The sequence below is a fragment of the Parageobacillus sp. VR-IP genome (assembly GCF_013357975.1).
In the GTDB taxonomy this organism is placed as follows: Bacteria; Bacillota; Bacilli; order Bacillales; family Anoxybacillaceae; genus Saccharococcus; species Saccharococcus caldoxylosilyticus.
In genome coordinates this window covers 50,054-73,238 of the sequence record NZ_JABVYQ010000005.1, presented here as the reverse complement: position 1 = coordinate 73,238, position 23,185 = coordinate 50,054, and the positions used below count along the sequence as shown (strand labels likewise).

The 23,185-nt window shown below is 37.8% G+C and carries 35 protein-coding genes and 3 pseudogenes; 9 read left to right on the top strand and 29 right to left on the bottom strand.

From position 1 onward, the window contains the following. Positions 1-3: 3 nt before the first annotated feature. The 14 genes from HT574_RS13390 to HT574_RS13330 form a co-directional block, all read right to left on the bottom strand. Entirely contained in the window at positions 4-402 is a 399-nt protein-coding gene (locus tag HT574_RS13390) for a hypothetical protein (protein ID WP_175244992.1), read from the bottom strand. Next, a complete protein-coding gene (locus HT574_RS13385) occupies positions 395-739 on the bottom strand; it encodes a phage head closure protein (protein ID WP_175245171.1) in 345 nt (114 codons plus the stop codon). Before HT574_RS13385 ends, HT574_RS13390 begins: the two co-directional genes overlap by 8 nt. Continuing rightward, positions 711-1,037: a phage head-tail connector protein gene (locus HT574_RS13380; RefSeq protein ID WP_175244991.1), complete on the bottom strand. Its 327-nt coding sequence runs from the start codon at positions 1,035-1,037 to the stop codon at positions 711-713. The genes HT574_RS13385 and HT574_RS13380 overlap by 29 nt, the downstream gene beginning before the upstream one ends. Positions 1,038-1,047: 10 nt before the next feature. Beyond that, positions 1,048-1,296: a hypothetical protein gene (locus HT574_RS13375; protein WP_175244990.1), complete on the bottom strand. Its 249-nt coding sequence runs from the start codon at positions 1,294-1,296 to the stop codon at positions 1,048-1,050. An 18-nt stretch (positions 1,297-1,314) separates the two neighbouring features. After that, a complete protein-coding gene (locus HT574_RS13370; RefSeq protein ID WP_175244989.1) occupies positions 1,315-2,448 on the bottom strand; it encodes a phage major capsid protein in 1,134 nt (377 codons plus the stop codon). Between the two features lie 39 nt (positions 2,449-2,487). Then, entirely contained in the window at positions 2,488-3,231 is a 744-nt protein-coding gene (locus HT574_RS13365) for a head maturation protease, ClpP-related (protein ID WP_175245170.1), read from the bottom strand. Between the two features lie 19 nt (positions 3,232-3,250). Continuing rightward, complete coding sequence (locus HT574_RS13360) at positions 3,251-4,384, bottom strand: phage portal protein (protein ID WP_175244988.1); 1,134 nt, start codon at positions 4,382-4,384, stop codon at positions 3,251-3,253. Positions 4,385-4,398: 14 nt separating this feature from the next. Beyond that, entirely contained in the window at positions 4,399-6,066 is a 1,668-nt protein-coding gene (locus tag HT574_RS13355) for a terminase TerL endonuclease subunit (RefSeq protein WP_175244987.1), read from the bottom strand. Continuing rightward, positions 6,041-6,394 carry a hypothetical protein gene (locus tag HT574_RS13350; RefSeq protein ID WP_232509513.1) on the bottom strand — a complete coding sequence of 118 codons (354 nt, stop codon included), beginning with the start codon at positions 6,392-6,394 and terminating at the stop codon, positions 6,041-6,043. Before HT574_RS13350 ends, HT574_RS13355 begins: the two co-directional genes overlap by 26 nt. Positions 6,395-6,506: 112 nt before the next feature. After that, entirely contained in the window at positions 6,507-6,818 is a 312-nt protein-coding gene (locus HT574_RS13345) for an HNH endonuclease signature motif containing protein (RefSeq protein WP_175244986.1), read from the bottom strand. Between the two features lie 37 nt (positions 6,819-6,855). After that, positions 6,856-7,356, bottom strand: a complete 501-nt coding sequence (locus tag HT574_RS13340; protein ID WP_175244985.1) for a hypothetical protein — start codon at positions 7,354-7,356, stop codon at positions 6,856-6,858. Between the two features lie 53 nt (positions 7,357-7,409). Continuing rightward, complete coding sequence (locus tag HT574_RS20650; RefSeq protein ID WP_483874550.1) at positions 7,410-7,589, bottom strand: hypothetical protein; 180 nt, start codon at positions 7,587-7,589, stop codon at positions 7,410-7,412. 159 nt (positions 7,590-7,748) lie between these two features. Next, positions 7,749-7,922: a hypothetical protein gene (locus tag HT574_RS13335; protein ID WP_175244984.1), complete on the bottom strand. Its 174-nt coding sequence runs from the start codon at positions 7,920-7,922 to the stop codon at positions 7,749-7,751. A 45-nt stretch (positions 7,923-7,967) separates the two neighbouring features. Beyond that, a complete protein-coding gene (locus HT574_RS13330) occupies positions 7,968-8,189 on the bottom strand; it encodes a hypothetical protein (RefSeq protein WP_175244983.1) in 222 nt (73 codons plus the stop codon). Positions 8,190-8,527: 338 nt separating this feature from the next. On the opposite strand from HT574_RS13330, the gene HT574_RS13325 reads away from it, so the two are divergent. Further along, the gene (locus HT574_RS13325) at positions 8,528-8,734 is read left to right on the top strand and encodes a KTSC domain-containing protein (RefSeq protein ID WP_175244982.1); all 207 of its coding nucleotides are present in this window, start codon (positions 8,528-8,530) and stop codon (positions 8,732-8,734) included. Between the two features lie 196 nt (positions 8,735-8,930). On the opposite strand, the gene HT574_RS13320 is transcribed toward HT574_RS13325, so the two are convergent. Then, on the bottom strand, positions 8,931-9,782 hold the full coding sequence (locus HT574_RS13320) for a HEPN domain-containing protein (protein ID WP_175244981.1): 852 nt from the start codon (positions 9,780-9,782) through the stop codon (positions 8,931-8,933). A 291-nt stretch (positions 9,783-10,073) separates the two neighbouring features. Here HT574_RS13320 and HT574_RS13315 point away from each other — a divergent pair, with 291 nt between their 5' ends. Continuing rightward, entirely contained in the window at positions 10,074-10,589 is a 516-nt protein-coding gene (locus HT574_RS13315; protein ID WP_175244980.1) for a DUF1572 family protein, read from the top strand. 53 nt (positions 10,590-10,642) lie between these two features. Here the strand turns inward: HT574_RS13315 and HT574_RS19665 are convergent. The 4 genes and pseudogenes from HT574_RS19665 to HT574_RS13290 all read right to left on the bottom strand — a co-directional run bounded on the left by HT574_RS19665 (position 10,643) and on the right by HT574_RS13290 (position 12,717). Continuing rightward, positions 10,643-11,185, bottom strand: a pseudogene (locus HT574_RS19665) (site-specific integrase). Continuing rightward, positions 11,182-11,610: an ArpU family phage packaging/lysis transcriptional regulator gene (locus HT574_RS13300; protein WP_175244978.1), complete on the bottom strand. Its 429-nt coding sequence runs from the start codon at positions 11,608-11,610 to the stop codon at positions 11,182-11,184. Before HT574_RS13300 ends, HT574_RS19665 begins: the two are co-directional and overlap by 4 nt. A gap of 24 nt (positions 11,611-11,634) precedes the next feature. After that, positions 11,635-11,826 (bottom strand): hypothetical protein, encoded by a 192-nt coding sequence (locus HT574_RS13295; RefSeq protein WP_175244977.1) that lies wholly within the window; start codon positions 11,824-11,826, stop codon positions 11,635-11,637. Positions 11,827-11,981: 155 nt separating this feature from the next. Further along, positions 11,982-12,717 (bottom strand): annotated as a pseudogene (locus tag HT574_RS13290) (BRO family protein). 424 nt (positions 12,718-13,141) lie between these two features. Here HT574_RS13290 and HT574_RS13285 point away from each other — a divergent pair. Continuing rightward, positions 13,142-13,501, top strand: coding sequence for a response regulator (locus tag HT574_RS13285; RefSeq protein ID WP_175244976.1), 360 nt, complete (start codon positions 13,142-13,144; stop codon positions 13,499-13,501). Positions 13,502-13,547: 46 nt separating this feature from the next. Here HT574_RS13285 and HT574_RS13280 read toward each other — a convergent pair whose 3' ends face one another. The 7 genes from HT574_RS13280 to HT574_RS13250 all read right to left on the bottom strand — a co-directional run bounded on the left by HT574_RS13280 (position 13,548) and on the right by HT574_RS13250 (position 16,708). Beyond that, on the bottom strand, positions 13,548-13,934 hold the full coding sequence (locus HT574_RS13280) for a hypothetical protein (protein WP_175244975.1): 387 nt from the start codon (positions 13,932-13,934) through the stop codon (positions 13,548-13,550). Positions 13,935-14,198: 264 nt separating this feature from the next. Beyond that, positions 14,199-14,405, bottom strand: coding sequence for an XtrA/YqaO family protein (locus tag HT574_RS13275; protein WP_161495972.1), 207 nt, complete (start codon positions 14,403-14,405; stop codon positions 14,199-14,201). Between the two features lie 59 nt (positions 14,406-14,464). Next, positions 14,465-14,623 carry a hypothetical protein gene (locus HT574_RS13270; RefSeq protein WP_175244974.1) on the bottom strand — a complete coding sequence of 53 codons (159 nt, stop codon included), beginning with the start codon at positions 14,621-14,623 and terminating at the stop codon, positions 14,465-14,467. A gap of 66 nt (positions 14,624-14,689) precedes the next feature. After that, the gene (locus HT574_RS13265) at positions 14,690-14,890 is read right to left on the bottom strand and encodes a Fur-regulated basic protein FbpA (protein ID WP_254698679.1); all 201 of its coding nucleotides are present in this window, start codon (positions 14,888-14,890) and stop codon (positions 14,690-14,692) included. Positions 14,891-14,905: 15 nt separating this feature from the next. Next, positions 14,906-15,106: a hypothetical protein gene (locus HT574_RS13260; protein ID WP_175244972.1), complete on the bottom strand. Its 201-nt coding sequence runs from the start codon at positions 15,104-15,106 to the stop codon at positions 14,906-14,908. 9 nt (positions 15,107-15,115) lie between these two features. Then, entirely contained in the window at positions 15,116-16,081 is a 966-nt protein-coding gene (locus HT574_RS13255; RefSeq protein WP_175244971.1) for a DnaD domain-containing protein, read from the bottom strand. A 279-nt stretch (positions 16,082-16,360) separates the two neighbouring features. Continuing rightward, a complete protein-coding gene (locus HT574_RS13250) occupies positions 16,361-16,708 on the bottom strand; it encodes a zinc-finger domain-containing protein (protein WP_175244970.1) in 348 nt (115 codons plus the stop codon). Positions 16,709-16,853: 145 nt separating this feature from the next. Between HT574_RS13250 and HT574_RS13245 the strand changes: the two genes are divergently transcribed. After that, positions 16,854-17,027: a hypothetical protein gene (locus tag HT574_RS13245; RefSeq protein ID WP_175244969.1), complete on the top strand. Its 174-nt coding sequence runs from the start codon at positions 16,854-16,856 to the stop codon at positions 17,025-17,027. 320 nt (positions 17,028-17,347) lie between these two features. Here HT574_RS13245 and HT574_RS13240 read toward each other — a convergent pair whose 3' ends face one another. The 3 genes and pseudogenes from HT574_RS13240 to HT574_RS13230 form a co-directional block, all read right to left on the bottom strand. Next, on the bottom strand, positions 17,348-17,869 hold the full coding sequence (locus tag HT574_RS13240; protein WP_175244968.1) for an XRE family transcriptional regulator: 522 nt from the start codon (positions 17,867-17,869) through the stop codon (positions 17,348-17,350). A 67-nt stretch (positions 17,870-17,936) separates the two neighbouring features. Next, positions 17,937-18,206 (bottom strand): hypothetical protein, encoded by a 270-nt coding sequence (locus HT574_RS13235; protein ID WP_175244967.1) that lies wholly within the window; start codon positions 18,204-18,206, stop codon positions 17,937-17,939. A gap of 39 nt (positions 18,207-18,245) precedes the next feature. Beyond that, a pseudogene (locus HT574_RS13230) lies at positions 18,246-18,474 on the bottom strand (helix-turn-helix transcriptional regulator). 172 nt (positions 18,475-18,646) lie between these two features. Here HT574_RS13230 and HT574_RS13225 point away from each other — a divergent pair. The 5 genes from HT574_RS13225 (at position 18,647) to HT574_RS13205 (ending at position 22,924) form a co-directional block, all read left to right on the top strand. Further along, the gene (locus HT574_RS13225) at positions 18,647-19,090 is read left to right on the top strand and encodes a helix-turn-helix domain-containing protein (protein ID WP_175244966.1); all 444 of its coding nucleotides are present in this window, start codon (positions 18,647-18,649) and stop codon (positions 19,088-19,090) included. Positions 19,091-19,329: 239 nt separating this feature from the next. Beyond that, positions 19,330-20,679: a thermonuclease family protein gene (locus HT574_RS13220; protein ID WP_254698678.1), complete on the top strand. Its 1,350-nt coding sequence runs from the start codon at positions 19,330-19,332 to the stop codon at positions 20,677-20,679. A 272-nt stretch (positions 20,680-20,951) separates the two neighbouring features. Then, on the top strand, positions 20,952-21,494 hold the full coding sequence (locus HT574_RS13215; protein WP_175244965.1) for an ATP-binding protein: 543 nt from the start codon (positions 20,952-20,954) through the stop codon (positions 21,492-21,494). Positions 21,495-21,513: 19 nt separating this feature from the next. Next, positions 21,514-22,590, top strand: coding sequence for a GNAT family protein (locus tag HT574_RS13210; protein ID WP_175244964.1), 1,077 nt, complete (start codon positions 21,514-21,516; stop codon positions 22,588-22,590). After that, on the top strand, positions 22,550-22,924 hold the full coding sequence (locus tag HT574_RS13205; RefSeq protein ID WP_175244963.1) for an ASCH domain-containing protein: 375 nt from the start codon (positions 22,550-22,552) through the stop codon (positions 22,922-22,924). Before HT574_RS13210 ends, HT574_RS13205 begins: the two co-directional genes overlap by 41 nt. Positions 22,925-23,185 lie beyond the last annotated feature (261 nt).

Below are 23,185 nucleotides of genomic sequence, written 5' to 3'. Positions count from 1 at the left end.
AATTCAAACTTGACACTCAATTGGGATCACCCGCCTAAAAACAAGTGTCACCCGATCAACGTATCGATCAGTGTCTTTTTCCTGTAGGCGCTCCTTAATGGTGTTGACGAAATTAACACCTTTTATTGATGACACGACGGAAATAATATCAATCGTTTGTTCATCGACATCATCGCGATTTTCCGAATAGTAATAGACATAAATATCTTGTGTGACTTTTTTAATATCGTTCGTCGTGCGGAATTCACCGGTTTCAAAAACAAAACAGTTGTACTCTGACAATGCTGCTTCTTCATCCTCAGCGATTTCATCCTCATAAACCGGAAGGCCAAAATGATTTTTTAAACCGTTGACTAATTCATCGATTTGCTCACGCATAAACCTTTTGGTTTTTTCATTCATTGATCGCACCTACTTCCTGCAGGTAAAAATAGAGGTACATTCCGTCTGAATCGACTGTGATGACATCATACTCAATATTGCTTATCACAACTTTTAACTTATTTTTGTTGATGGTTCGGAAAGAAGGCGGGTATAAAGTTTTGACTTTCCGATCCAAACTAGCCCCCATAATGCCGGCCATGTGATAATCTTGATCGCGGCATGACATTTCTTTGAATGCCAGTTTTCCTTTTTCTGTAAACTTTTCTCCAATACGTTTGCCGGTTGTTGAACGCTGCGTTTGTTTATGTCCATAAGAAAGAAAACCATCATTGAACGTCTCCCGATACGGTTTCACCGCCACGGATGACACCTACTTTCCCTATGGCCACATGGAGTATTAATCGTGACAATTCATGTTGAAAGTTCTTTTCAAATTCATCGGTTGCGTTGTTATAAACATAACGGCACCGCTCTAACAAAATATCTTTCGGCCATTCTTCTTTTGAAAAATCAAAAGACGCATTTGTCAATTCGGACAAATACGTCTCTGATCGCTGGATCAACTTTTTTAAATACTCGTCCTCTTCATTCCACGTGATACGCAGCCGCTCTTTCAAATCAGAAAGCAATTGCTGAAGCACTTGTTCGCTCATAAAAAATCACCTACTTTTTAGCAGGTGGATTCTTTCGTGTTTTGTTACTTTTCTTCTCATCAGCCGGTCCTTCTACTTGCTTTTCTTCTTCTACAGCAGGACCAAGAAAAGGGATTTTATATTTGTTTTTCTCACTTTGAAGATATTTTACCCTTTCCGGATCCGCGTCAAATCCTTCTTTTGGGTATATCTCACCTTTTTTATACAACGTGTTTTTGTGATATTTTTCAATGAAGTCATTTAAAACGGGATATTTCATGTTATTTCACTCCTTTCATTATGGAGTTGGTGTTTCCACACCGAGATTCGTAATGTCGAATACTAAGAACGATTCGTTATCTTTCGGGCGACCATTTGCATATTGTTTTGTGACATACACACGCTCGTCTTCAATGATACGCACTTCATCGCTGTATTCGATTTTCCGAGAAGAGCCTACACCCAAGAAATAGTCTTTTCCTAAACCAGCAATAAGCTTACCTTGCGGAACAGATACCGATTGAATAACTTTTGCTGGAATCGGCAGCACTCCATAAACGTAAGTGCCGTTTTGAGTGAGAATCGTTGTTTCAGGAAAGATTTTTTCCCAATAATCAAGAGGATTGACCACAAATAGCACTTGATCTACTTTACGTTTTCCACCTTTTGTTAATGGAGCCATAACTTCTTTACCTAATGTTTTCGGTTTTAAATCTGTTAAAGCAATTGCTGTCTTGTCTGGATATACACCATCGACAACTGCCCCAGCAAGGTCTTTCATCATTCCAATCGGCTGTTCTTTGCCAGTTCCTCGAATGACCGCATCTTCCAAACCGATCGCCATAGCTTCAGTTAGAACAGTACGCACATATCTATCCAGCCAAACTGGCCCTAAATCCAACATGGCTTTTGCAACCGGAATGAACGCGGAAAGTTTGAATAGTTCCGTGCTAACTTTTTCAAACCCTTCGTCGAGGATTTCTCTGATTTCCGCAGTCAGTTTGCCCCACCAAGCTGTCGGAATGTCCCCTTTTTTCAAAATCCATTCCGTGATCCCTGTTGTGTTAACGAATTCGATGTTTTGCAATAATTCGTGGTCACGGACCAAATCTTCAAATACACGGTCAATAACAGTTGATGGAACAAGTTTTTCCACCCCGTCAAAACCTTGCCCTTGAATGACTTCGTTATAATAAGCCATTTCTTCTTTTGTCAGTGGCTTAAGCCCTCGGGCAGCCATAGCTTGTTGATCGGTTAAATCCTCATTTACTGCCTTTTTCGCTTCTGCGATGATGCGTTCCTGAATCGAATTAGCGAACTTCGTAAGAGCTTCTGCCAATTCTTTTTCATCGCCGCTGTTTAGTGCTTTCAAGAGATTTTCTTTCATTTCTGCTTCATTCTTTGCTTTGCGATCTAAGTTTTCAATTCCCATATGGATACCTCCCAAAAATTTTGAAATAAAAAAACACCGTCAGTTGTTCTCTGACCGTGCAAAAGAACTTAAAAATTGATAGATAAGATTGGCATTATTTTTATGTTCTTTCTTTGTTGTCTCTCCTTCTCCGGTGAACGCGGCAATTTGCCGTTTATATTTACTTAAAATTTCATCTTTTGCTGATGTTTCTTGGCTGGATTCTTCATCCGGCATTTTGATTTCATCGGCAATTTCATCAGCAAAACCTAACGCCAAACACTCTTCCGCGGTAAGCCATGTTTCCTCATCTAACAACCTTTCCAATTCGGAACGCTCCCCAATGAAACGGGAAGTATAGCTTTCTGTGACGGCCGTATCGATTTTCTCTAAGTCATTCGCAATCTTTCTGAGTTCCGCGGCATTGCCGTATGCAAATGTCCAAGCACGGTGAATCATCATCATCGTATTCTTTGGCATAATGATTTTGTCACCAGCCATCGCAATGACACTTGCGCCGCTTGCAGCATAGCCGTCAATATGGATGTTAATTGTAGCTTTGTGATTTTTTAACAAATTATGAATAGCGATAGATTCAAACACATCCCCACCGCCGCTGTTAATGTGGACATTAATCGTCTTCGCTGTGATGCTATCCAGCTTAGCTTTTACATCCTTCGATGAAATATCGGCAAACCAACCGGAACCAATAGACCCATAAAGGTACATATCAGCTTCGTTTGACTCCGCTTTATTAAACACTTCAAAACGTTTGTTGATTTTAGGCAGTTCCATCTTTTTCACCATCCTCCCTCACCTCCTTTCAAGTATCAGCTTCTTGATAGTTTTTGGTTACGTATCGTTTGTTCGCCCATTCTTCGTCGATCGGCTCCTTACCTAGCATAGTTAAGATGTCATTAATAGATAGACCACCAATAGCAAACAGCTTATCTGCAGCTGTAGCTAATTGAGTAATATCTACAACCTTCAAGTTATTCGTATCCACTTTCAGATACGTTCGTTTGAGATATTCTTCCTTGGTATACATCTTTCGATTAAATTCATCTTGAATCAATTCCGCAATCGGTTTGATGCAAAACAAAAGGAACGCGTCCATTTGTTTTTCGATATCGGCCACATCCCCTTTCAGGAGTCCACGAGGGACATGAAAAGCCATGGCCACATAGTTAATGACGTCGTTAACTAGCTCTGCAATATCACGGCTTGTACTATTCTGTGCTACGCCGCTTTTGCTGTCGCTCATATCCTCGAGTTCATATCCCTTTTGGAGTTGAAACCCGACACCAGGCTTGTCCGCGTTGAACCAGTCGGACAATTGTTTTTCAAACATTTGGTCGATCAGCTTTTGTATCTCCTCATCTTGTGGCCGTAGGAAATCACCCTTAATCAAAATTCGCTTGTTATTTTTCCGTTTGTAATATCCAATCGCCGAAGCAATCAATTTGCCGTAATCGTCATATAGCCCGTTAATTACTTCCATAATGTTCCGATCGTTCAGTTTAAAATATAAGACTTCCGATTCACGAAAGACTTTTTGAAAAGTTAAATCGCCTATCTGAACCTCTGTATAATAATTTTCTTTCAATGTAAATTCATTTTTTACCCAACCATCAGCGATATAAAGCTGCTCATTTTGCATAATCACTAAGCATTCATTTTTCATAATTAAATGATTGACCAAGCTGTGTATAAACTCTGATGCGTTTTGATTCTGATTGGGCTGCACATTCAACAAATAATAATTTTCTCCGCGCTTTTCTTTGCCGTTCTCAAATGTCTGGAACTCGCACCTGGTTAACGTGTTGGCAATCAAATCAATGCATGTCTCAACAGCCAATCTTTTGTAATATGCGGTTGTTGATAGTGTTTGAAACTCCGTCAAAGTAATCGAACTTTTGGAACCGAACAGCCCGCTAATCCAATCTAAAAACCCCACTGTCTCACCACCTTTCAGGTGCTAAACGACCGGAAGATTCTACTGATGTTTTCTTTCGTGATCGGAATTGATTCTTGTAATTCAGAATCAAAATTCAACGCATGTAAAAAAGCGAAAAAACCATCCGTTTTCCGCTTCTCTTTATCGATTTTCTTGTATTCAATATTTCCGTTTGCTTTTTCTTCTTTGTACACATTACCGACATACCAGCGCATAAGTGGATCATCACCAAACACGATGGTATGCTTCACGAACATTTCATCCACCAAAGGAGCAAGCATCGAATGCGTCGCTGGCCCTCTTCTTACAATCTCAACTTCAAAGCCAGCGTTTTCGAAAGCCTCTTTCAAAATCGACGAGCGATACAAGTCCATCGCCACTTTTTTGATATAGAACGTTTTGCCCATCTCTACAAACCAATTCACGACATGCTGGGCACTAATGGATTCGTCGTAAACAACGGTGAGTAATCCTTTTTCGATTGCTAGGTTGATAATTTCTTGATTGATATCCTGCAGCTTCGGGGCTGTATGGTGCATGAATGTATGTTGTTTCCAATACCGCTTGCCGTTATGTTTGAAGAGTACACCAACCGCGCAAAAGTCTCTAATTTGTGCAAAGTCTACCGCACCGATTGCTTCCATGCCTTTTAAATTTTCCGGGAACGGTTGATTGGTTGCCAATCGATCTTCATATGTCGCAACCTCTTTTCGCGTATCGTCAACCGGCATGTTCATCCGCTTTGTCATGAATTCAATTCGAATAGCTGCATTAATTTTGCCAAGCTCATATTCTTTTCTCATTTCATGCTGCAGATGTTTATTGTACCGGTATGAAGGATTCGCTTTTTCCCACTTTGATTCATCTTCAACTTCTTCCTCTTTATCTAACTTGCAAATGAATGGGAATAAAGTTGAGTTAGGCATCTCTTTATTTAATACCATTTGCGCTTCTTCTTTTAGGTCATCCAAAACACCGCCTCTTACATACCCATCCGTTGTAATATAGAATGTCCGTGGATCCTGTTTCTTTCCTAAACCGGAAGTAAAAACTTTTATATTGTCGTAGCTTTCGTATTCATGTACCTCATCAAAAATAACGGTTCCGCTTCGCTTGCCGTCTTTTGTCCTGGCGTTTGACGTGTTATATTCCAGCTTTGATCTAGTTCCTCGATGTTGAATAAGTGTCTTCGATTTGTAAAATGCCTTCTTCACTTTCGGCCAATTGTCTTCCAGGACATTATAAACATCCATGAAAGACGTTTTAGCCTGGTCTTCTGATGTAGCAACAATATCGATGTCGTAATTTTTTATCCCGTGATGGCCGGTTGTCATATAAAAAGAATTCCATGCGACATATCCGTTTTTCCCAGCACCACGCCCGAGCAAAATAAAAAAGCGATCGAACATTAATCGTCCGTCGTCATATCGCACACCGTATATAAAAGCGTTGATAAACTTTTGCCACGGGAAAAGCTTGAACGGAAAATATTTCGCTGGAATCTCTACTGACTTTTCAATCGCTTCATGGTCAATCACTACATTTGGTTGATCGAGCTTCCAACGCAAGAATTCCATCAGCTGCTTTTGTTCTTTACACGCCTCAATCTCTCCCTGCTCGACCATCCGCATATATTCATCGATATACGGATGATATTTATACGTCTTCGAACTCATCGTCATCGCCATCACTGTTGTCTATTTTTTTGAGCAAATTGAAAAGCTCTTTGTAGGCTGCCGTATATCGATTCATCATGGTGTTGTATGACTTTTGAGCAGGGTTCTCGACGAGCATTTTTTGCTTGCCGTTTTGGAAAGTATACGTCGGGCCTTTTGATTTGATCTCATCTTCCAAAATCTCCAGCTGGATCGTCATGAAAGCGACCCTTTCAATTAGCCCTTTTGCCACCTCTTTTTCGCGATCCGGCAGCTCATCGAACACTGCATTGAGGCGGTCAACTTCTCTTTGGATGAGTTCATCCTGTTTTTTCCTGCTTAATTTGGCCATCATACCCCCCTCCCCTCGCGTGAGATTTCGCAAAAAATTTTTTTCCTCTTGGCCCCCTCCCGTTGAACAACTCCCCCAAAAAGGGCGAAATTTTTTGACCGGGGGGTATTTGCATTTACCATCGTTCCTCATTCACAAACTTTTTCTTCTTGATGTATTTATCTAACCTTTTGTGTTCTTCGTTATGACATCTAATACAAATGGATTCAACGTTATCAAGATTTAAAGCAAGCTCTGGATGCGTCTTTACCTCTTTTTTATGATGAACATTTTGAGCTCGACTATATTTACCCTTCCGTTTACAAGACTGACATTCGTAATGATCACGCTCTAACGCTTGCAATCGTAGTTCCTTCCACTCTTTAGATTTGTAAAATTTCATGAGATTATTGGTTCTGATTAGATGGACAATCTCTTCTGTTTTCATACAATCAACTCCAAATAAAAAAGCACCCCGAAGGATGCTATTTTTGCAAAGATTGAAATGCATTAAACACAGCTTGCCCTATTCCATATAAAGTTTGAATGGTCCCGATATCCCCTGCAAATTCACCAATTTTCCTCATGACTTTTCTATATTTACTTTCTGCTTCTTCATTTGTCCTTGACTTCATTATTTCCATTATTTCTACGAGCAATTGAAATAGTTCATCTTGCTTTTCAATATTCTTTTGTAATAAAAGCGTAACTTCTGAAAGAAACGCCGTATTTTTTTCTATTCCTTGTAAGGCGTTTAATACAGCTTTTCTGTACTCGAGTTCTTCTTGTTTTTCACGCGCCTTTTGTTCTGCGATCTGTTGTTGTATCTCCTTCATATGATTTACCGTTGCATTAAATTGATCGCTGATTCGATAATTTAGTGATTCCGGGTAAGTAAATTTTAATCGTTCGCTCAAGTTTAAATCCTTAAACATTTCTTTAATACGTTCTTGTGATTGTGATATTTTTTTAAAATTATCATCCATCCAAACCCCACCTTTCATCGAAAATCAATTCGACAAAAGGTGAAATTCCCCTGCTAGATTTCATCAAAATTCAACTGATTGTCCTTTAACACTTGATACAACACATTGGCTACTCTCCGCACCACTTCTTCATCATGTTCCTCATATCCAGCTTCATAAAAGATAGCGTGTAGGAGTTCATGAATAAATACTTGTTCTTTTCTGTCCTTGCTTAGCGTCTTTTCTAAACGAATTATTCCACTTCGATATAGTACTTATCCAAATAATTCATGATCGCTTGCAAGTCCTTCTTCTCCCCTCACTTCATACGTCACGCCGGCCATTTTGACTTTGCTTGGAATCATTGTTTTCCCTCCAAATAAAAAAGCACCCGATTATTCGGATGCTCTAATTTACATATCTTTTAGAATTCGTTCACGCACAGTTTCGATAATATCTTCTAACATATTTGCCTTTTCCCCTTCGTTTCCTCTGTTAATTATTAGACAAATATCATATAAAGTTTGTCTCATTTCTCCTTCGCTCATTCTTTCAATAGCTTTTTCCAATTGGTTTTGATAACTCATCTATCCCCTCTCCTTCCGCTTGCTCATATCGGCAAAAAGATGCCATTACAATTCTAAAATTTTCCCCGAAAGAAATACTAATTCACCATCGTCCGCCTTTTGTGCTTTATATTCCTTTAATCGAATATACATTTCGCTTTCTAACCATTTTGCAGTTTGTATAATGTCTTGTGTTTCATAATTGTTTCTTGTTTTAAATTCCAACTCAAAAATTCCCTCATCTGAACTGGCTTCTCTAATTTTGCTTAACAAATATGATCTACTCATATCATCCTCTCCCCTCCCGCCTACTCTATTCGACAAAAGGAGGAATTTTCCTACAAAATTTATTCGTCAATTATCGACATTCAATACAGCGATTTTTTAACTAAAATCGCTGCAACAACAACAGGTAGTAGCCCTTTTACTACTGAGCTGGCAATTTCATAAATAGGACTCAAATCAATTCCTAACATCATTTCACCTCCCTATTTTATGTACGGAGCTTTTCCAATGGTTCAATCATAAACAGTGCAATTAATCCTTTTTTACTATTTCTTTCGACTCAAAAGAAGGAATTCACTTCCTTTTTGAATAAATTTGTAAAAATAAGGAGGTGAAATGTCATGATTATGCATCCTGTAGTTTCATCAAATTTAAGAGCTGTTGGATACGATCCGGTATCACAAACGTTAAGAATTGAATTCCATGACGGCACTTATGATTATTACAACGTGCCAGAACATGTTTACCGAAATCTTATGTCAGCTCCTTCAAAAGGGAGGTTTCATGCTTATTTCATCAAAGATGTTTACCAATACAAACGATTATAACTTGTTAACTACAGGAACTGGTCGAGGAGACCAGTTCTTTCATAATCATAAAACAAAAACGCCACCCCGATCGGAGTGACGCCCTGCTTCAAATAAAATATCCACGATACAATCATAACACGTCCAAAGCAAAATAATCTGTTATCTTTCTGCCAAAAATCTGCCGTTTTTCTGCCACTTTTTATTTAAATTCTTCTTACACCTTATCAAAAGAAGGAGCCATAAACACGATTTCATCTAAACGACTAAAAATGCATTCTTCATCTAGTCCATATGTTTTTAACAGAATTTCCACAAAAATTGTTTTTAGTTTAAAATACTTGTCATATATATCTGGTTTAGACAATAATTTAACCAATTCCTTAATTTCTCCGTGTACCGCCTTACTTCTAACATTGTAAATATTTTTTAAAAAGTTATATATTTCTTTTCGCTCATTAATATCATTTTTTAGCAATAAACTTGCGTGAAGGGATAACTTATGTGATAAAGAGGTATCTCCTTTAACAAGTAATGACTCTAATCCAGTGATAAGATGCATAATACTGCTTTCTAACAATGGATTCGAGCATGCGCTTATGTACTGATCGTACGCGTATCTCCATCTAGTATGTTCAAAGTTCCCTGCCTTTCTTTCTTCGATTCTTTTCCTATTAACTTCTATCGCTATTTCATGAATACGCTTTAGTCGTTCTATCTTCTCTAATGTTAATACTGCATGTGTTTCATAAACCTTAAAATTGTCATCTTTTACTGCGTGAAAATTAAGGAGCACTGTATTAAAAAATTTTAACACTTCATACAAGCTATCGTCACAAGATAAGCTGCATCTTGCAACCCTAACATTTACTTCTGGTAAAGCCAAACGTAGTGCTGTATAGAATAATAACCCGCTCGATTCAAACCTATTTCCAACATCGTCGTTAGTAACCATTATTGTTCTCGTCTCATGATTTGGATATTTTTCCAACGAAATATAATCGTTTATTTTGTAATAAGCTGCATCCAGTTCTATGTTATCTAATGTAACCAAATGTTTCTTCATCATTTCACTCCCTTTGTATTGATCTCTAAAAATTTAATTACCCATATCTTCTATTTTGTGTAATTGGGTAATTCGCCGAATCCCTTGATATTCCTGCATTTTCCCCATATACAAAAATGAATTACACACTTCATATTTTATGTGTAATTAGTAAAGAAAGATATATGTTAAAAAATATAGTTGATTTTCTTCTTAGCTAACCAATTTTAGATGTACAAGGAAATCACATTGTTAAAAAAGAAGTATAGATATAAAGCATTTTTACACAAAAATCTTTTAAAGGGGATGGTTACTATGTCCAATAATCAATCTGTAGCTTCGGAATATCTAAGAATTGTTAAAACACGATTTGAAAGTATGAAAAATACAGCAGAAAAGGCATTTGAACAACTTGATGACCCAGACTTATTTTGGTCACCTAATGATAACTCCAACAGTATAGCAGTAATTGTTAAGCATATGAGTGGAAATATGGTTTCACGGTGGACAGATTTTTTTCATTCAGATGGTGAAAAAACATATAGAGATAGGGATGGAGAATTTGAAAATACCATTTCAAGTCGTGAGGAGTTATACGAAGTTTGGAATAAAGGTTGGGATGTATTCTTAAAAGCTTTAGACACGATTAAAGAAGAACATCTCCTTCAGATCATTTATATTCGAAGTGAACCTCATACGGTTATCGAAGCTATTGAAAGACAAATGTATCATTATTCTTATCATATTGGGCAAATAGTTTATATCGCGAAACAACTTAAATCTGATAACTGGAAGAGCTTAACAATTCCCAAAAAGAAAATAAATAATTGACTTTCGTGATAGCTAAACAAGACAGACAAAAAAAGACCGATTTATTCGGTCTTTTAAATTTTAAATTTCGTCATAGCTCGGTCCATCGAATCTTGGTTGACACCAATATACTTTAATGTAATCACTGGTGACGAATGATTAAAGATTTCCTGCAACATGGCCACATCTTTCGTTTGTTGGTAAAAGTGATAACCAAATGTTTTGCGAAGCGTATGTGTTCCGATCTCGTCCAAATGAAATCGCTCAGCAACCTTCCGCAATATTTTGTATGCCATGCTCCGGCCTATTGGCTTATTATGTCCATTGCGGCTTTTGATTAAATATTCGTCATCTTCTTTTCATTCAATGTACCAATTCAACTCCCGCTTCGGTGAAGAAGTAATACGGATCCGTTTCTGTTTGCCGGTTTTCTTTTCACGAATGCTGATATGTGTGCCTTTTACATCGCTGACTTTCAATTTTAAAATGTCGGAAATGCGAAGCCCTGTATTGATTCCAATTAAAAACAATATATAATTTCGCTCGTTCCGTTCTTTCAAAAATTGCTTAATCGCTTCAATCTTCTCCGGATCGCGAATCGGCTGCACAAAGTTCATTGTTTATACACCTCGATCCGGAGGGCAAAGGCCAGCTTGTAGAATGCCCGTGACTTGATGCGATAATACTTTCGCTCACTCATACCAAGATCATTGTAAATTTCGTAATCGTACATATCATCTTCTGATATATACCGCCGGATGATAATCGCCCGTTCCCATTTACTTAAGCGATTGATTGCCGCAGTCACCCGTTTAACATATTCATCGCGTTCCCGTTCATAATCAGCATTTCTTATAGCCATTTCTTCGGTTGAGGAATGGAATTTGTTTGTATTGGAAGGAGGAACGAGCGAATACTGCTGGGTAACCCGTGGCAACTGATCTAAGCTCAATGTAAATAAAAACATACGATACTTTTCTAATGCCGCTTCAACCGCTTTTTTCGTCGCTTTGCGATCAATTTCATCTAATGGCTTATCCATCTTCTCAACCTCCGAAATGAATGATTAACACTGACGAAAAGCGCCACCTTTGGCACGACGATAAATAGGGCGATTAACACCCATCAGTTCTTTTAGTTCCCGCTCAGTTAATCGTTCTTTGGAGCGTTTTGGTTTAGGTTCTTTCTTATGCTTGTCTGTTCGGAGCATCTTGTTTGCTTTCATCCATTTTTGTAATTGCTGCTGGATGGTTCCCATGACACATTCCTCCCACCATGTTTGCTGCAAAAGAAAAGAGGACACCAATCATACAGAGATAGCCATGCTACTCTGCACAATCAGTGTCCTCACGCTCTCGGTCTTGGACATATTTGGTTCTATTTCCATTATATCAAAATACCGAAAATGAACAATTAGACTGCTGTCTTTTGCAGCAATATTCTAAACGTTTCTCTTCCCTTTGGCGTGACAAGGGTTTGTACATCGGCTCGTCCATTTCGTTCCCATTCCTTCAACTCGAACAAGGATGGAACATATTGAGCATAAGGCTTTAATTTTCCTCTTTGATCGCGGTAAATATACTTTTTCGCCAACAGCCAATCGATAAAAGCCTTTGGTTTGATCTTTAACTCCTTGGCCGTATCCCGAAAATTAGTGAGCAAACGCCGATCGACAAGCGCATCAAAGTAGTCTGCCTTGGGCTTCATCGCCGCAATTTGTTCGTTTTGTTTCCTTACTGTTTCTAGTGTTGTGCGAAATAACAACTTCGTCTGCTCGTCCGCATGTTTGAGATACGTTTCAATAAACATGTCTTCGTTTGCTACATAGCCACCTGTCTTCCTAATCGTTGGAATGACTTCATGGGTGATCCAGCGCTTAAACTGTTTAGCCTCTGATTTGCGACTTCCTAAAATGAGCGTGTATAAACCAGGCTCATTCACAATGAATGTTTCTTGTTTTCTTCCCAACGAATCGGTGACCGGAATTAAACTCCGCTCATCCTCATCAAGCCTCTGAACTGCTTTTTCGCGCGTCAGAAATATCAAGAATTTCGCAAACATCCTTAGCAACAAACCAAACTTCCCCATCTTTTATAATCGTACGCACCTGGTTACCGCTATAAGTAAATATTTGTTGTAGCTGATTCATAAGAATCCTTCACCTCTGAATTTACATTTTTCGACTTTTATTTACACTAATCGATAAAGTTTTTGTAAATATTTTTTAAATATTAAACAAAAAAACTCAAATTATACAAAATAATGTCGATACAAATAATGTAAATATATACATAAAAATGTTTATATATCACAAGGAGATATCATCGATGAGTGATGCACTCCACTATTTTATTGAATTAAGGCCTTTTTTAATCACCTTGTTATTATTCATTTTTCTAAGTTTTTTACGAGATAAATGATGTGACTAAGTTTGAAACGATTTCGGAACTAATTAAACATTGTTCGAATGATCCTAAAGCCTATGCAGAAGGAATGCTCCTTTTTTCTCCTTATCCCAATCATTTATGCATTTTTAGCTATTGTCACAGCATGTTTAGCGAAAGGTGATTTAAATGCTTAAAACTGCATTAATTGCTGACAATTCAATGTCTATGAGAAATTTATTAAAGAATCTCCTAACCGATAATGATTACCAAGTTGTCGCTGAGGCATCTGATGGTAGTAGTGCTGTATCTCTTTACAAAGAAAAAACACCTGACATTGTTATACTTGACTTAACGATGCCTATTATGAACGGATTAGATGCTTTAAAAAATATTTTAAAATTTGATCCAAAAGCAAAAGTAGTAATTTGTTCATCGATGGGACAAAAAAGCTTTATTATTGATGCTCTGCAAATAGGCGCTAAGGATTTCATAATCAAGCCTTACTTTAACAAATTAATTCCAGCTTTAAATAATTTATTTAGGTAATTACGCGCTGCTTTATAGAAAGAAGTGCTTTTTTGAAACTCACTTGCTATTTTGTTTCCTTCACAAGTCTCTCAACGTGTATATCTTTAGCACCCGCATCAGAGCAAATAAGCAATGTGTTCTGGTCGATATAGTAAAACGCATAATAATAGTCGCTCACAAAATCGTTGACGCTAAAAAAAAGAGCTCTATCGTACTTTCCACAATAACGAAGATAGTAGCCTTTCTGCATTCTAAAAGATGTTCGGGCTTTTTCACCTAGTTGTTTCACGAAGTCGCCAGGATAAAGAATACCGTCACCAAGTTCAACAGGGACCGCTTTCACTTTGTCCCTACTGACTTTTGCGTACATTGCCCCTTTTGTATAGAAAAAACCTTCTTGCTGTTCATGCTCCTGGTTTTCAAGAAAGTCAAAAATCGAAAGTTGCTTCACGTTTCCACCCCCCTCTTGGCAACAAAATTACTCTTGTGTTTCCTTCACTACTCCAAAAACTCAAAAATATCTGTTTGCCCTTCTGGAACCACGAACTGCTGTGCTTTTGCTTGTATGCGTAACTCTCCGGATGACACTTCGCAAAGTGCTTTGTCCGTCTTGCAAACAGGACATTGCAGAAAGTGATGTTCTTCAAAACTTTGCGAAACAGCGAATAAAACATCACATTTCTGACATTCGTAAACGTGAACGAGAATTTTCACCTCAAAACAACTCGCTTTCCTCATATTTGATTCGGGCAGTTTTCCCTTTTGCCGTTTCAATGATCGTAAAGCCATGTTCTACTGCTTCCGCTACTTTCGCCTTCCCTTGAACTCCATCGATAACAAGAACAAGCACCTTTCCTGGAACAACAGGATGCGAAACGGTCATGTTATTTATATCAATCTGCAACTCTTGTGCTCTTTTCACCGGAACCCCTCCACATATGGTATAATTGTGGTGGGCGGTCGGGAGAAATCCCGGCTTTTTTATTTCGTCCGCTTTCGATTTTTCGGCCAGCGCCAATCAATCGACCGGCGATTGTCATGGTCGTAATATTTTGGACGAGGACGTTTTCGGTAAGCTTCCAATTCCTCCAGTGTCAGATAACTAATCGTGACTGGACCGTGTAATGATTTACGACTCATGCAATCTCCTCCAATCGACGTTTGATTTCATTGCGTGCCAGCTGCTTGTAGCAAGCAGGGCAATCTTCATAGCGTAGAATGGTCACTAGTTGCTTGAGCGTCGCCTTGGACCAATCCATCGTGCCCCTCCCCTTCTACACGTTCGTATTCCCGCTGAATTTCTTCCAGCGTCAGTTTAGAAAATGCCCTTCCATCCGCTGCTAGAAAAACACCTTTCCGACGCAGACGCTGAATCAATACATGCTTCAGCAGCAATCCCAAGGTCATTCCTCCTTCCGCTTATTAGGTGGAAAAGAATCGATCTAACCTTGATGCAGGGTACGCTTTTCTGTTTATGCACACCGTGACGAGGTTCGATTTTGTAATCCCGTATCTCTCCAAGATATCAGGCAAATCAGTTTCGGAACGGATGTTGCCGGTAAAGCCAATAATCGTTCCGACATCATTCCGGTATTCCAGGCGAATCCAAAATGGGTATCCCATATCGTTCACCTATTCGCTATCGTGGTATTTTTTCAGTCGTTCTTCCAACTCACGCCGCTTTCGCTCTAACTCTTCTGGATCATCAGACTCTTTGTTGTTTTCGTATTGCGAATAGTCGGTATTCAGCCAATCTGGAATCATTTCCGTTCGCATTGGCTTTTTAGATCCGTTAGAGCCATTTCGTTTTTTTGCTTGCTGTTCTTTGAAAGCCATTTGCGCAGCGCGAACTTGTTCGACTGTTCGATATCCCTTTTCGGACCAGTCACGCAAAATGGATTCGACGTATTTCCATGTTTTCACGCCATTTTCAACTGCTATTTTCATAGCTTCTAAGACCAATTCCTCCGATGTGTCGGCAATCCAGTTTGCAATTTTCTCACCTATGTAACTGCCAATCACTCCAAAACCATTTTGTTCAAAAAAGACAAATGGATTTATTGATTCGCGCGCGGATGTTTCTACTACTACTTCTTTATTTATCTCTGTAGTATTCTCTGTAGTAATCTCTGGTATTGGTCTGTTCAAATTGAGCAGATCGTCTGTCCAATTTGAGCAGATGGACTGCTCATTTTGAACAGATGGACTGTCGATTTCGTCAGTCGACTGCTCATTTTGAACAGTCGAGGCGTCATATTGAGCAGTCCTCTGTTCAAGCTGAGTAAGCTTCTCATAATCAATGCGATACCATTTTGTTTTATCGATTTTGGACTTATTAAAATTACCGACAATAATAAGCCCCTTTTCTTCCAACTTCGTGATAATACGGCGAATCGTGCTGATGGACCAAAAAGGAAACTGTTCTCGCCATTCTTCGTATGTGTTATAGACCCATTTGTAGCCGTCATGTATGTTAGTACTTTCCTGTAGCCAGTAATGTAGTTGCTGCAATATGATTGCTTCGTTCAATCCGATTTCCGCTGCCAACGAAGGCAATATAACCAACGGCTTTTCATCTAAAAGAAGTCTTGTTGACATATAATTTTGAACCCCCCTTCCCTTGAAAAACGCTATCTATTGTGGCATTATCGAAGTTAGTTAATAAATTCCGAAATGAAAAACTGTATATCACTGTTTCCAAGCTGATCGGCTATTTCCAAGGCAATTTGACGGCACTCAGAAACACTCAAGGCATATACAAGTGCTGTGTGAATCGTTTGGAAATGGCCATTTTCTTTTGTTGCGAATTCCACCTCAAATAGCATATTTTTTCATGAAGCATACATTGTAATGGGTGCTTCAATATTAACCTCCTTTCTAGCTAACGTGTTGGATACCGCCTTTCTTTTTCAACCGCCAAAGCTTGTTGTAGATAGATTTCTTATCTCGATTCAATTCTTCTGCCAGCTGATTAATCGTCAAAATGTGTTGATGGTGCCATAAGTAAAGCTCTTCTTCGTTGGTCCATTTTCCTGTTCTCTTTGTTCCTTCTGAAATATGGTCCTGCTCTAGCATGGATGACAACTGACGCATTTGCTTGCCGATGGGACAAGTCGTTAGACATAAGCTGTTTCTGCTTTCATTACGCTCTCTGCATGAAGAACAATGCGTATCCAGCAGCTTAGTAATTTGCAAGCGAATCTGTTTTTTCTCCTCCCTGGTCACTTGTTACCATCCTCTCACTATATTGCGGATGCATAGTCTAGTTCCTACATGTCTACATGTACAGAAATGTGTTGTCTCGCTATGTTTGATTCCTCCTTTCGAATCTGGATCAAATGTGCTAATGCACATCGACCGGAGTGCAAGCATGCTGGCAGGCTGGGGACACACCCGCCGGCTTGCACTGCCGTCGACAAGCATTAGCTTGCCGAACTTGCCTTGTTCTGCAAATGATGATACAATGAACTTAAATTTCGGGCTGGTTTTAACAATGGCAGTGAGCGATCAGCTTACTGCTTTTTCTTTTAGTACGAATTGCTGATAAAGTTTTTCTTTCGCTGCTAACTCTAACGCCGTCAACAGTGTTGGATTGCTTCGTAGTTCCGCACAGATTTTCCGAATTTCCGATGCTTTCATAGACGGCTTGCCGAAAGTACTGCGTACATTACCACCACTCCTTTTTCGACTTCTCCAGGCGTGCATTTAATTGTTTTTTCCACTCTAAAAGCGCTTTGCCGTATTCACTATTCAGCTGCCTTTCACACGAGAGTCGCAAAAACTCGCTGGTGTACTAATGAATCGCTTCAATATCCGTCATCTCCGCTAAATTTGGCAGTTTCATCATTTTGCTTTCCCCTTTCTTCATTTTCGGATGAATCCTTTCGCTTGAAGTTTCGCACGATGCTTTTGCCACATCTTGAACCAAGAAAAGCCGTATTCGATGCAAATGACAGCAACGTATTGAGTGAGTGCGACAATGGCATCGATTGCCTGTAAGACAGCTTCCTCGAGACGCTGTTTGTCAAACTCTCGTATGGATCGAGGATGATTGGCGACACAAACGCTTTCGATCGCTTCAAGTGCTTCGGTGAGTTCTTCACGCGTTTTCATCGCTACACTCGCCCGATGGAGATCGACCATTTCTCCATCCAGTTTCACAGGTCCCCATCCGGTGTATTCTGCCGCTGCCTCGAGTGCAACCCACGGATTGTTATGCTTTTCTGCAAAGTATTTCGAGATATTCGGCTGCACCCTGTATCGGCCGTTTTCTTGATGCGACACAGATTCGCGAGATTCATAGATTTCAAAGGATAGCTGCTGCTGAGTCATTTTCGCCGCTTTCCGTGCGGCTTTGACCGCGTCGGCGGCTCTACCACATTTCATCTTCACTTGTCTCCTTTCTACCAATCTTTACAAATTTGCATGATATGCTATGGATAGAGAAGCTTACTTAAGCAGTCGGTTGCTCTTTAATCCATGCAATTAAAAACTCCTCACATTCTTTTGCTGGGAAATACCATTTACCGCCGATTTTGTACTTTGGGAAACGCGGATCATAAAAGAATTTTTCCTTTATGTTGTTCTCGCTCATGCATGTTTGGCGACAGAGCTCTTTCATATCCCAAAATGTGTGGCGATGTTCTAACTGATCGAGCCGTTTTTTGAGTTCGTCTAGGAACAGTTTTTCTATCTGCTTCTCATCCAATTGTACGGTCAACATGGTGTTTCACCTGCCTAACAAATATCTCTGTTAGCCTCCTTAGGCTGATGCTGTTCCATCACGTTCCTTAAAGGAACATTCATCTTTAAAAAAAATTGTCCAGCTAAAATCGAGAACTGAAGCAATCTTCTTAGCAACCTTAACAGTTGGTGTTTTTGTCCCATTTTCAATATGAGTGTAATAACTTCTTGAGATTTCACAGTTTTCAGCAACTTGACTTTGAAGTCATCCCTTTTCTTTCACGTAAATCTTTAAGCCATATTCTCAATTAATTTCACCACCTTTTGTTCCTTTTAGTAACTTTTGTTTTTATTATATGTCCCTTATAGTAACACGTCAACACTTTTTTATCCTTTTAGGAACATTTTTTAATTCCGCTTTAAAGTTTCTGTAGGTAACTTTATAATAATTAGTATAATTAGGTAGATTGTGGTGATAGTATGAAAACCTTTGGAGAAAGGTTAAAACATTTACGCGAGAAGAAAAAACAAGAAAACCCAAAGTGGACTCAAGAATATGTCGCCGACCTTGTTGGGGTAGCACGAACAACATATACAGCGTATGAACGGGGCACTAAACAACCTCAATTAGACACGGTAAATAAATTAGCCGATTTATTCGAAGTTAGTGCTGACTACCTCCTCGGTCGCACGGATAATCCAAATCCGCCAGAAACGGATGATATTCCAGAGGAATTAAATACGCTTGCAAAAATTAATCAGCTCATCAAAAAATACGGCATTGAACAAATGGGCTTCTTCGATATCGAGAAGTGGAAAAGCCTATCGGAGGAAGAGATTGAGGAGATCATAAAACACTTCGAGTGGGTTGTTCATAAGGCAAAAGAAAAGAATAAAGCAGCAAGTGAAGACACCGAAGATTGATTTAGTTCTGGTGTCTTTATTTTTTATAGAAAAAATGGGATATGACCAGAAAACAAAAACTAAATTAATGCAGCAATTGTTGATGAAAACACCGAGGGCTAAATATTAAGTCTTCGGTGTCTTTTTATCTTTTTATTTAAACAAAACGTAAATTTATCTTGAATATTATAATAAATTTTTTTACTATTTTTGTAGTTAGATTTTACTAGATATATAATACTCGGAAGAAGGTGAAGAAATTGGCAAGGAATAAGAGTAAAGGTACGATTGGTTCATTACTGTTGTTGATTATTATTATTTCTGTCATTTATCAAATCTTGAAATGGACTGTTCTGAACATCCTAGGAGTATTAGGACTTGTTGCTGTTATTGCTGGATTTTATTTTTCATTTGCAAGAACAAAATACAACCTTACACTGTATTGGCCTGTTTTTGCTATAGTGAATGGATTTTTCCTTGCACTGTTTTGGTTCTCTTTTAAGGAACCACTCTATACTCTAGCCAGTTTATTACTTTGTTCATTCGTATACTTCTTAATTACGACAATAGTTATGCTTATCCGGAAAAATGTAATGTGGAAAAGATTCTCCGGTATTACAGCTGCTTCGTTGGTATTATCTATTATCTTTTTATTGATCTCGCCTCAACCTCAAATAGAAACAGCAAAATCTGAAAAAACCGTTAGTAAACAAGAAACCAGTAAAGAAGCTAGTGAAGAAAATAAAAACAATGATAGCAAAGTTGTACCGGCAGCTACTGCATCTGTAAATAATGATGAAGAAAAACAAAAAGCGCAAAAAGAAGAACAAGAAAAGCAAGAAGCTGCTAAGAAACAACAAGAAAACCTTGCGAAAAAATTTCGTTTAGAAGCTGTAACTGTTGCGAGAATCGTCGATGGTGACACTTTCGAACTTACCGACGGAAGAAAGGTTCGTCTCATCGGTGTGAATACGCCAGAATCAACAACTAGACATGAACAATATGGAAAAGAAGCAAGTAACTATACATCTTCGAAACTAGCTGGAAAAACAGTTTGGCTGCAAAAAGATGTTTCTGAAACCGACAGATATGGCCGGTTATTGAGAATCGTTTGGCTGCAAGTTCCGAATGATGATATGAGTGAAAAAGAAATTCGCTCTAAAATGTTTAATGCCGATCTTGTCTTAAACGGATACGCAGAACCATCTACGTACCCGCCTGATGTAAAATATGCTGATTACTTCAGAAAGTTCGCTCGTGAAGCACGCGAGGCAAATAAAGGATTGTGGGCATACGGTGAATATGGAACCACAAAGGGCGATTTAGATCCAAAACAATCTAACAGCAGCACTGCTTCATCATCGTCATCATCAGCTAAAAGCAGCAGTTCAAATAGTAGCTCAAATCATAGTAGCTCAAGTCGCAGTTCAAATAGCGATTCGAACAGTAATACAAACAATACCAGCACACCTGCATCTAGTGGAGGAAATGAGTATTTTGCAAACTGTACAGAACTGAGAAAAGTTTATCCAAACGGAGTTCCATCGAGCCATCCAGCTTATCAGCCAAAGATGGATAGAGACAAAGATGGTTATGCATGTGAAAGATAGATGTCAAGAGGACCTTTATTAAAGTAATAATCATTACTTCTGAAAGAGAAAAATAAAAAAGATTAATGCATCTAGGATAAGGCATCTAAGATAAACAGGCGCATTTGTTTATTTTAGATGCCTTTATTATTTTATGGGAGGGATAGTATTGAGGATCAATCGAATACTGCTTAAGGGAAATAAAACAAATTATTTAAACCTCAGCAGCGCTCGAAGAATAAAATCACAGAATATGAAATAACTTTGCACACTCTTAATAAGGGGAGATTTTTGTGCGAAAGATTATTTTTGTCGGTGGAATACACGGCGTAGGCAAAAGTTATTTTTGTAATCAGTTAAAACAAAAATACAATACAGAACATTTTTCTTGTAGTTCTTTAATTTCAGAATTCAAGAAACAACAATTCGATAAAAAAGAAGTTGAAGATGTTCAATCCAATCAAAATATTCTAATTAATGCGTTGAACACTATCACTTTCAATGATAAGCCATTTTTCTTAGATGGACATTTTTGCTTATTAACACCAGAAAAAGATGTAACTCAAATTCCATTTGATACATTTTTAGATATTTCACCACAAGCCATTATTGTTTTAAAAGATGATCCCGAAAGAATCTATTCTCGTCTTATTCAGAGAGATAAAGTAAAATATGACATCTTACTGCTTCAAAAGATGCAAAATATAGAGTTAAATTATTCCAAATTCGTTAGTCAGAAATTATCAGTGCCTTATTTTGTTTATGATGTAAATAATCCAGATGAATCAATACATAATTATCTTGATAATTTGTTTAGTATTCAAAAAATAGATTAATAGAAGGGGGATAAATTACATGGGTAAAAGCGATTTCTTTAAATATGATTTTTTCAAAAACATTAATCTATCTGATCCATTCTTCGACTCACTTAAAGAAGATTATAAAGAATTTGAAGAATGGTTCAGAAAAAAAGCCAATGACAAAGCTTATTACTATGAAGACGAAAATGGGATTCAAGCGTTTCTATACTTAAAAATAGAGGATGAAGCTTTAACAGACATTACTCCCCCACTTCCAAAAAACAAACGTATTAAAATTGGCACTCTAAAAATCAATCCACATGGAACAAGATTAGGAGAACGATTTATTAAAAAAGCTCTAGATCACGCTGTTGTTAATGATATAAAAGAATTATATGTAACTGTTTTTGAAAAACACAAATCTCTTATAGAATTGCTAAAGAAGTACGGTTTTGAACATGTTGGTTGGAAAACAACTAGTAACGGCACAGAGTCAGTAATGTTAAAAGATTTAAACAAGTTCACCGGCGATATTTTAAAAGATTATCCATTAGTATCGATTGGTAATACCACTCCTTATTTACTTAGTATCTATCCTAAGTATCATACAAGGCTCTTCCCTGATTCGATTTTACATAATGAATCCGGCTATGATTTGATAAAAGATATTTCACATACCAATAGTATAGAGAAAGTCTATATTTGTTTGATGGATGGTGTATTAGATATCAAACCAGGTGATCCAATTGTCATCTATAGAACCACAGATATACCAAAACGTGCAGAATATAGATCAGTAGCGACTTCAATATGCGTTTTAAAAGAATTAAAAACTAAAAATGATTTTGATTCTTTAGATGATTTCTTAGAGTACTGTTCGAAATACAGTGTTTTTAATCAAAATGAGTTAACAAGCTTTTTCAATGAGAAAAAGCTATATGTGTTAAAAATGACTTACAATTTGGCATTGAGTAAAAGACTAATTCGCAAAGATTTAATTGAACTATGTGGACTTGACAGAAAAGCTTATTGGGGTATAATGAGGCTTACAGAACAACAGTTCGAAAGAATTGTTAAATTAGGTGGTGTCAATGAAAGTTTTATTATCAATCAAACCAGAGTTCGTCGATAAGATTTTCAGTGGAGAAAAAAAATATGAATATCGCAAAAATATCTTCAAAAAAACAGATATCGATACTATTGTTGTCTATAGTACCAAACCGGTTGGGAAAATTGTTGGTGAGCTTAAAATTGATTGCATTTTAAATGAGTCAATTGAGGACTTATGGAACAAAACTCATCAAGCTTCTGGAATAAGCTACGAACGTTTTAAATCTTATTTCCAAAACAAAGAAAGAGGCTATGCAATTAAAATACGTGAAACTAAAAAATACGAAAAACCCCTTTCTCCAGTAGAATTATTTACAAACTTTCATCCACCTCAGTCGTTTTGTTACATTGAATAATTTTTTCTAAGAGCCCGTTAGCAGGCTCTTTTTTTAATTTAATCACATATATATTTTTGTTACTCCAAACAATACTTACTTAAATTTCACGAAAAACCATACCAACACTCCCCCCTAAAATGGAACTTGATTTATCACGGTTTTCTGTAAGTAAATAGGTCAAGTGCAAAACGTCCCCCATTATCATATTTGTCGTAACAAAAATTAAAGCTCTTCCAACTAAGAGGATTTTTTCTTTTTATTGCTAAACCAAACATTTGT

Bases quoted from the DNA above. Each gene is read 5' to 3' on its own strand.
- HT574_RS13390 (WP_175244992.1), bottom strand. From the start codon at position 402: ATGAATGAAAAAACCAAAAGGTTTATGCGTGAGCAAATCGATGAATTA.
- HT574_RS13380 (WP_175244991.1), bottom strand. From the start codon at position 1,037: ATGAGCGAACAAGTGCTTCAGCAATTGCTTTCTGATTTGAAAGAGCGG.
- HT574_RS13375 (WP_175244990.1), bottom strand. From the start codon at position 1,296: ATGAAATATCCCGTTTTAAATGACTTCATTGAAAAATATCACAAAAAC.
- HT574_RS13370 (WP_175244989.1), bottom strand. From the start codon at position 2,448: ATGGGAATTGAAAACTTAGATCGCAAAGCAAAGAATGAAGCAGAAATG.
- HT574_RS13355 (WP_175244987.1), bottom strand. From the start codon at position 6,066: ATGACGATGAGTTCGAAGACGTATAAATATCATCCGTATATCGATGAA.
- HT574_RS13350 (WP_232509513.1), bottom strand. From the start codon at position 6,394: ATGATGGCCAAATTAAGCAGGAAAAAACAGGATGAACTCATCCAAAGA.
- HT574_RS13345 (WP_175244986.1), bottom strand. From the start codon at position 6,818: ATGAAAACAGAAGAGATTGTCCATCTAATCAGAACCAATAATCTCATG.
- HT574_RS13340 (WP_175244985.1), bottom strand. From the start codon at position 7,356: ATGGATGATAATTTTAAAAAAATATCACAATCACAAGAACGTATTAAA.
- HT574_RS13335 (WP_175244984.1), bottom strand. From the start codon at position 7,922: ATGAGTTATCAAAACCAATTGGAAAAAGCTATTGAAAGAATGAGCGAA.
- HT574_RS13330 (WP_175244983.1), bottom strand. From the start codon at position 8,189: ATGAGTAGATCATATTTGTTAAGCAAAATTAGAGAAGCCAGTTCAGAT.
- HT574_RS13325 (WP_175244982.1), top strand. From the start codon at position 8,528: ATGATTATGCATCCTGTAGTTTCATCAAATTTAAGAGCTGTTGGATAC.
- HT574_RS13320 (WP_175244981.1), bottom strand. From the start codon at position 9,782: ATGATGAAGAAACATTTGGTTACATTAGATAACATAGAACTGGATGCA.
- HT574_RS13315 (WP_175244980.1), top strand. From the start codon at position 10,074: ATGTCCAATAATCAATCTGTAGCTTCGGAATATCTAAGAATTGTTAAA.
- HT574_RS13300 (WP_175244978.1), bottom strand. From the start codon at position 11,610: ATGGATAAGCCATTAGATGAAATTGATCGCAAAGCGACGAAAAAAGCG.
- HT574_RS13295 (WP_175244977.1), bottom strand. From the start codon at position 11,826: ATGGGAACCATCCAGCAGCAATTACAAAAATGGATGAAAGCAAACAAG.
- HT574_RS13285 (WP_175244976.1), top strand. From the start codon at position 13,142: ATGCTTAAAACTGCATTAATTGCTGACAATTCAATGTCTATGAGAAAT.
- HT574_RS13270 (WP_175244974.1), bottom strand. From the start codon at position 14,623: ATGAGTCGTAAATCATTACACGGTCCAGTCACGATTAGTTATCTGACA.
- HT574_RS13265 (WP_254698679.1), bottom strand. From the start codon at position 14,890: ATGACCTTGGGATTGCTGCTGAAGCATGTATTGATTCAGCGTCTGCGT.
- HT574_RS13260 (WP_175244972.1), bottom strand. From the start codon at position 15,106: ATGGGATACCCATTTTGGATTCGCCTGGAATACCGGAATGATGTCGGA.
- HT574_RS13255 (WP_175244971.1), bottom strand. From the start codon at position 16,081: ATGTCAACAAGACTTCTTTTAGATGAAAAGCCGTTGGTTATATTGCCT.
- HT574_RS13245 (WP_175244969.1), top strand. From the start codon at position 16,854: ATGCTGGCAGGCTGGGGACACACCCGCCGGCTTGCACTGCCGTCGACA.
- HT574_RS13240 (WP_175244968.1), bottom strand. From the start codon at position 17,869: ATGAAATGTGGTAGAGCCGCCGACGCGGTCAAAGCCGCACGGAAAGCG.
- HT574_RS13235 (WP_175244967.1), bottom strand. From the start codon at position 18,206: ATGTTGACCGTACAATTGGATGAGAAGCAGATAGAAAAACTGTTCCTA.
- HT574_RS13225 (WP_175244966.1), top strand. From the start codon at position 18,647: ATGAAAACCTTTGGAGAAAGGTTAAAACATTTACGCGAGAAGAAAAAA.
- HT574_RS13210 (WP_175244964.1), top strand. From the start codon at position 21,514: ATGGGTAAAAGCGATTTCTTTAAATATGATTTTTTCAAAAACATTAAT.
- HT574_RS13205 (WP_175244963.1), top strand. From the start codon at position 22,550: ATGAAAGTTTTATTATCAATCAAACCAGAGTTCGTCGATAAGATTTTC.